At 39.2% G+C, this 7,273-nt stretch carries 6 protein-coding genes; 3 read left to right on the plus strand and 3 right to left on the minus strand.

Annotated features, from left to right (window positions below; all coding sequences use genetic code 11):
- Nucleotides 1-61 precede the first annotated feature (61 nt).
- Complete coding sequence (locus tag AC27JL_RS13170; protein ID WP_006791381.1) at nucleotides 62-430, minus strand: YacL family protein; 369 nt, start codon at nucleotides 428-430, stop codon at nucleotides 62-64.
- A 115-nt stretch (nucleotides 431-545) separates the two neighbouring features.
- Nucleotides 546-770, minus strand: a complete 225-nt coding sequence (locus AC27JL_RS13175) for a hypothetical protein (RefSeq protein ID WP_006791382.1) — start codon at nucleotides 768-770, stop codon at nucleotides 546-548.
- Nucleotides 771-1,082: 312 nt separating this feature from the next.
- On the opposite strand from AC27JL_RS13175, the gene uvrD reads away from it, so the two are divergent.
- The 3 genes from uvrD to AC27JL_RS13190 all read left to right on the plus strand — a co-directional run bounded on the left by uvrD (nucleotide 1,083) and on the right by AC27JL_RS13190 (nucleotide 6,244).
- Nucleotides 1,083-3,248: a DNA helicase II gene (uvrD, locus tag AC27JL_RS13180; protein WP_006791383.1), complete on the plus strand. Its 2,166-nt coding sequence runs from the start codon at nucleotides 1,083-1,085 to the stop codon at nucleotides 3,246-3,248.
- A complete protein-coding gene (locus AC27JL_RS13185) occupies nucleotides 3,226-5,298 on the plus strand; it encodes a tRNA(Met) cytidine acetyltransferase TmcA domain-containing protein (protein ID WP_487195786.1) in 2,073 nt (690 codons plus the stop codon). Before uvrD ends, AC27JL_RS13185 begins: the two co-directional genes overlap by 23 nt.
- 100 nt (nucleotides 5,299-5,398) lie before the next feature.
- Nucleotides 5,399-6,244: a chemotaxis protein gene (locus AC27JL_RS13190; RefSeq protein WP_487195787.1), complete on the plus strand. Its 846-nt coding sequence runs from the start codon at nucleotides 5,399-5,401 to the stop codon at nucleotides 6,242-6,244.
- Nucleotides 6,245-6,292: 48 nt separating this feature from the next.
- Here the strand turns inward: AC27JL_RS13190 and AC27JL_RS13195 are convergent, their stop codons facing one another.
- Nucleotides 6,293-6,949, minus strand: coding sequence for a nitroreductase family protein (locus AC27JL_RS13195; RefSeq protein ID WP_487195788.1), 657 nt, complete (start codon nucleotides 6,947-6,949; stop codon nucleotides 6,293-6,295).
- Nucleotides 6,950-7,273 lie beyond the last annotated feature (324 nt).

Consider the following 7,273-nt stretch of genomic DNA (forward strand, 5'->3'; position numbering starts at 1 on the left):
TTGTTTTAATAATACAGAGAAAGCGCTGTTTTTGCATTTGCTATGTCTGTTTTAATTATTTTTATCGATTACTGGTAAACTCAGCCCACGACTCGATTAAATCAATAAAGTCTTCAAAACCACAACCACTGCTTAAGTCGTTCTCTTCAAGCATTAAATCATCATCTTGATAGGCAATTAAGTCTTCGCTGTCTTGGTGCAGAGCATGAGCCTCAAATAAGGCCTCATCTTTAGATAAAATTAAATCTATTTCTTGGCCTTTTAGAGTGACTGGCTCAAAACTCGTTTTGACAGACACAATAAGTGCTTGCACCATAGCGACTTTGTCTTTGCCAATTTCTTCGTTTAACCAACGACCTATTATTGCGTGTTCGCTGCTTATTTTAATTCGTAAACCACTAATAGGGTCACGTATAAATTGATATTCCATAGCTATTACTTATTAAACGTTAATAACGCGATTATACCCGTAAATTAGCTGTAACGCCGACCCTAAAAAACAAAATAGCGCCATTGGGCGCTATTTTTGTAAAACGTTTAAATACCTAACTTCGCGAGCGGTATCGTGCCGCATCTATTATCGACCATAAATAAATAATAGGGACTAATACAAAACCAACGAGTACGTAAATAAGTGCGTAACTTATAACAATAGCTAGCGCAAAAAATATAGCCGCTAAAATACGCCCTTGTACTAGTTGTCCTAAACCAGGAAAAAATATATTACACAATGCAGCAATCACATTACCGCCAGACCCTTGATCAGCCATACTCACCTCTGTAGTTAATTAATTTTAAATTTTAGTTATCTACTTACTATCACACTTTATGCCAATTTATTAAAGCTTAAAAATCAGTTAGTTAAATTACGACTCACTAATTACTTTGGTATTTTTTACTAAATATAGGTCAATTTGATTATTTTTATTATTAATTTTAGTCACTTATCCACGCCAAAAACTATCCAGCTGATTGGTTTTAGAGGCTATTTTTATAATAGCTGTTCATAAAAACAGTATTTTATTTAGCCTAACAAAAACACCTGTTATACTGCCCTCAATATTGATTAAAAAGGCGTAACGATGGACGTTTCAGAATTACTCGACGGCTTAAATGACAAACAACGCGATGCCGTTGCAGCCCCATTACAAAACATGCTGGTGTTGGCCGGTGCTGGGTCTGGTAAAACACGAGTGTTAGTTCATCGTATCGCGTGGCTTATGCAAGTTGAACAAGCATCAGCTTATAGTATTTTTGCGGTAACTTTTACCAATAAAGCAGCTAAAGAAATGCGTACCCGCGTTGAAGAAACCTTAAAAGCACCGGTTGGCGGGATGTGGATTGGTACTTTCCATGGCTTATCACACCGTATTTTGCGCGCTCACCATCGAGAAGCTAACTTACCAGAAGCCTTTCAAATTTTAGATTCTGATGACCAACTTCGTATGATCAAGCGCTTATTAAAATCAATGAATATTGATGATAAAAAGTGGCCTGCAAAACAGTTTGGTTGGTACATAAGCGCTAAAAAAGACGAAGCACTTCGCCCTAAAGATATTCAAGCTTATGATATAAACGAGCAAATGATGCTGCGTGTATATGCCGCCTACCAGGAAGCTTGTGACAGGGCTGGTTTGGTCGATTTTGCTGAAATACTGCTACGCAGCTATGAAGTATTAAAAAATAACCCGACGTTACTTCGCCACTACCAACAGCGCTTTGCCCACATGCTAGTAGACGAGTTTCAAGATACTAATACCATTCAGTACGCATGGTTAAAGTTACTTGCAGGCGACACAAGCAGCATAATGATTGTTGGCGACGACGACCAAAGTATTTACGGCTGGCGCGGCGCTAAAATAGAAAACATAAAACGTTTTTTAACTGACTTTGATGCCGAAACTATTCGCCTTGAACAAAACTACCGTTCAACCGCAACTATTCTTAAAGCATCTAATGCGCTTATAAAAAATAACTCCGAGCGTATGGGTAAAAGCTTATGGACCGATGGTAACGAAGGCGAGCCTATATCAATTTATGCCGCCTTTAACGAGCTAGACGAAGCCCGCTTTGTGAGTAGCAAATTACGTAGCTGGCTTAATGCCGGTAACGCGTTGCAAGACGCCGCTATTTTATACCGTAGCAACGCGCAATCTCGTGTACTCGAGGAAGCCATGCTACAAGAAGGCTTAAAATACCGTATTTACGGTGGCATGCGATTCTTTGAGCGTCAAGAAATTAAAGATGCGCTATCGTACTTACGCTTAGTAGGTAATCGCCAAGACGATGCCGCATTTGAGCGTGTAATTAATACTCCTGCTCGCGGTATTGGCGATAAAACATTAAGTCATATACGTGATTGTGCACGTGCTGAGTCACTTCCGCTTTGGTACGCAGCTAAAGCTATTGTTGAACAACAGCACTTATCAGGCCGAGCAGCTGGCGCTGTAACAAAGTTTGTAGAGCTTGTTGAGCACATCGAAGACAAAATTAGCGATCTCACCCTACAAGAACAAGCTAAATACACAATTCAAACCTCTGGCCTTATGGCTATGTATCAAGCTGAAAAAGGCGAAAAAGGCCGCGCTCGTGTAGAAAACTTAGAAGAACTTATAAGCGCGTGTGATCAATACGAACTCCCTGAAGAAGAAGAGTTTAGCTCACCACTGCAAGGCTTTTTAGCCTATACCTCGCTTGAATCTGGCGAAGGACAAGCCGACGAGCACGAAGATGCCGTGCAGATGATGACTCTGCATTCAGCTAAAGGCTTAGAATTCCCGCTTGTATTTATGGTGGGCGTAGAAGAAGGCATGTTCCCATCGCAGCAAAGTAATGAAGAGTCTGGCCGCTTAGAAGAAGAACGCCGCCTTTGTTATGTAGGCATGACCCGTGCAATGGATAAACTATACATTAGCCATGCCGAAAGCCGCCGCCTTTATGGACAAGAGAAATACCATAGTCCTTCACGTTTCTTACGCGAAATCCCTGAAGACTGCGTAGAAGAAATTCGTATTAAAACGCAAGTTTCGCGACCACCGGCAGCAGGTCGCTTTAGTGCATCAGTAAGCCATGCCGCCTTTGAAGACAGCGGCTTTAACTTAGGTCAACGTGTACTGCATGCTAAGTTTGGTATTGGTACGGTACTTAACTATGAAGGTAGCGGTGCACAGTCGCGTGTACAGGTAAACTTTGACGACCTTGGCAGTAAATGGCTAGTAACGGCTTATGCACGATTACAAGCTGTATAAAGCTCACATAAACACGTTAGAAAAAACACTAGTTGGCGCTCATCATCGCCAACTGGTGCTTATTACTGGCAGTACTGTTTGGTGCTACGAGCTGTTAGGTGAATTACTTCAAAATAAAAATACATTCGTCGTTTCTAAAAATACCAGACTAAATAACGCGCAGTGGCCTAATCGTACTCATCAAATTTTAGGGCAAGAATATTCACACGCCGTATACGATGGCTTTAGTGGCTTGCACCCTGATAAATTAGCAGCTATTGCAGGTACGGTAAAAGCAGGCGGTATTTTATATTTACTGCTACCAGAGCTAAGCGCGCTCTCAACTTGGCCAGATCCTGCGCTAAGCACAGTGCAGTCTCACGGGCATAAAGTAAGCTATAGCTTTTTTAATGAACGCATTGCCCGCGTTGTGCAATCGTTACCCGCTTATCACTTTAGTGAATTACATGGCTGTAAAGGTAATATCAGCAGAGAAAGCTCTACCAATAAAATAGATTTTGAACCGCAACAGCATTGTGTAGAAAATATAATTAAAGTGGCTCATGGTCGCGCTAATCGCCCTTTACTCATTAATGCCGACAGAGGTCGTGGTAAATCAGCAGCGCTTGGACTTGCTGCCGCCAAGCTTATCGATAAAAAAATACTACTTTGCAGTACACAATTTAAAGCCACTCATAGCAGCTTTAAACATTTAAGTAATGAGTTAAACATACCCTTTGATGGTAAAAGTAAGCAACTTGCTAATTTGCAGTATATTGCTCCAGATTCATTATTAGACTCGTTGCCAGAGTGTGACTTATTACTTGTTGACGAGGCGGCAGCTATTCCAGTTCCTCTGTTATTAAAAATGCTAAAACAGTATCCGCGCATTGTATTTGCAAGTACTTTAGTAGGTTATGAGGGTAATGGTAGAGGCTATACAATTAGGTTTAGTCAGTACATTAAAGCAAAGTATAAAGCCGCTAATATTATCACACTTGATGAACCGTTAAGGTTTGCAAAAGCCGACCCGCTAGAGCGCAATATACGCACTTTGCTCGCACTCGAAGCACAGTACGAAGAGATACAAAGCAATAGCTTAAATAAGCTAGTCCACAGTGAAATTACTCAGCAACAACTCACAAATGACGAGCTGTTACTTGAGCAGATTATTGCATTACTTGCCTTAGCACATTACCAAAGTAGCGTTAACGATTTACGCCAACTACTTGATGCACCCTCACAACGATTTTTCATAACCCAAACACATAATCACCTAGTGGGGGTGTGTTTAGTTACAATAGAAGGCGGGTTACCCCTCAAGCTAACTGAGCAGGTGCTTAAAGGTGAACGCCGCCCACAAGGGCACCTAATGGCACAAACTCTCTCGCAGCTAAGCAGTGATCCCCAGTGCCTTACCCAACTCTCTGCTCGAGTAGTAAGAATTGCTGTTGCCCCTAATCTTCACAGTCAAGGAGTAGGTAAAGCCCTACTGAGTTTTTGCGAATCAAGAGTAAGTAATGAGTGCCATTGGTTTGGTGCTAGTTTTGGCGCTACGGCTGAGCTATTAAAATTTTGGCAAAGCCAAGGGTTTAGCACTATAAAGCTGGGTTATCAAAAAGATAAAAGCACTGGCGAGCATTCAGCACTCGTTGTGAAATGTTTAAACAACAATACGGGTACACTGAAACGATTAAAAGCTGAATTTCAAACCGATATATTTTATGCTTTACTCACACACTTTAAACACCTTGATTGGCAGCTTGTAAATGTACTTATTTCCTCGTTTACAGATAGACCTATCAGTTCAGACATCAAAAAACGTTTAATACGACAACTTAATAATCACTTTTCTCGATTTAGTATTACAGCTACTATTTGGCAAGTTGTAACTCTGGCACCCTCTGTTGTTAATTGTTTAACGCAAAGTGATAAGCAACTATTAATTAGCTTAATTTTGCAAAATGAAAGCGATACAAACGTCATTGAGCAATTAAATATACAAGGCAAAAAAGAGCTTGAAACATGCTTTAAACAAGCAGTGTTAAAACTAGCTAAAGCCATTAAATAACTCACCCCCTTAATACAATGATTAATTACCACAGTTACTTAAGCTATTTGGTAGATTTGTTCTATTCTTAATACATTAATGGGTAAATTAAGATAAAGGCATGGAATTAATAAACTTTAAAGTGGGCTGCAAAACCATTTCACTGAAAATACTTGATATCTTATTAACCGAGCGCTTTGATAATAATCTCACAACACTACCAAACAACAACAAAAGCTTTATTGGTGTTAAAGATTATATGGATATCCCTACGCCAGTTTTCGATTTAGGAATTATCTTAAATAATATATCAACAGAGCAAAGCAACAAACATATTTTAAAACAGCTAAGATCCTGGCAAGACAAACAAACCAAATGGTTTAATACACTCGAAACAAACCTCTTAAATCAATCAGAAAAATTAGTTATTAATGAAACTGAGCTTCAAAACTTTATTGTTTTTTTCCAAGAGTTCAATACAGACAACCCTGATTTAAAACTTACTATGTCACGCTTTAATGAGCATTTTGAATTATTACTAGAACAAGCTAGACAAGCCGTAACTGCTCACAGGCAAGGTGAACATAAACAGGTAAGCTATTTACTTAGTAAGATAAAACGTAGCAGTCTTGCTCAGTTAGAGAGACTGTTTGAATCAGCACAAGAGCAAATAACTTTGGATTACAAACCAATTATTGTATTCACAACGAAAGACGGTATAAACCCTCATGTGGGGTTGCTGGTCGATAAAGTTGAAGACAGCCTAGATTATAAAAAAGAAGATATAAAACCATTAGATAAGCTAACTGATATAGGCTTTGATATAGACCCACAAACTAAAGGTATGATGCGAGGCTTAATAAAAATGGCCGAAAATCATAGTGTGCTTATCGATCCAAGTTCCATATTTAAGCCGGCTGCACTACAAGAAAAAACTGAAAGCACGGAAGCGTATGGCTTATTTTAGACGCAAAAAAGCCGAGATAGCCTCGGCTTTATAATAAAGCTTTTTATGCTATACGGTTGTTATTATGTCTTCTACTGCTAAACGTGCCTTTGGCAAACCATGGTTCCAGTCTTCATCGGTATTAGGGTAACCCATTGCTAGTGCAACTTCACAAATATGGCCGTCAAGTTCAGCATTAAACTTCTCACTAATTAGCTCTGGGTCAACGCCTTCCATTGGAGTCGACGCTATGTTCAATCGCGCTAATGTATGCAGCACATTACCAAGTGCTAAGTAAACCTGCGCTTTAGTCCAACTACCGTTGTAACCTTTCTCATCTGTGTTCATTTCAGCAAATGCATATGCACCCATAAAGTTATCGCGCATATCTGCTGGTAAATGGCCAGAGCTGACTTCTGCATCGACACGCTTAGAGAATTTCTCTTTCGTAAACTTAGGATCATAAGCAAGTAATAATGTATGCGATGCTTCTTTAGCATGATGCTGATTAAACTGATGGTTGTTAGCAAATGTATCGTGTAAGCGTTGTTTACCTTCTTCACTTTCAACCAAAATAAACTTCCAAGGTTGAGAGTTAATTGAAGAAGCTGACAAGCGAATAGCCTCTTTAATTACTTCAATATCTTCATCAGAAATACGTTTTGATGAATCATATTGCTTAGCAGTATAACGATTGTGTAAATCTTTGATAATTTGATGAGCCATGTTTTTCTCCAAAACTTATACTAAGTAAATATTTTATGAAGTTAGTTTAATTGGAAAGGATCATTTTGATAATAGTGAATACAGTTAAAAGACTATATAGAAAATATTGATAATTAAAATAGCCTAGGCGACCATTCAATTATTATGTAAGCATGTACTAAAAGTTCGGTATAGTTTGGCCATTTACTAAATCCCAGACAGAAAGAAACCCGTCACATTGCTGCAACGGATTTCTCTTATTTGAGGCTTGGTAATGTCATGGTGCCCACAGCGGTGAAGAGTCACAGTGAAATGTTAACTAACATAGGCCAGTGTATTGAATAA

The sequence above is a fragment of the Pseudoalteromonas sp. 4NS20-0020 genome (assembly GCF_057554385.1).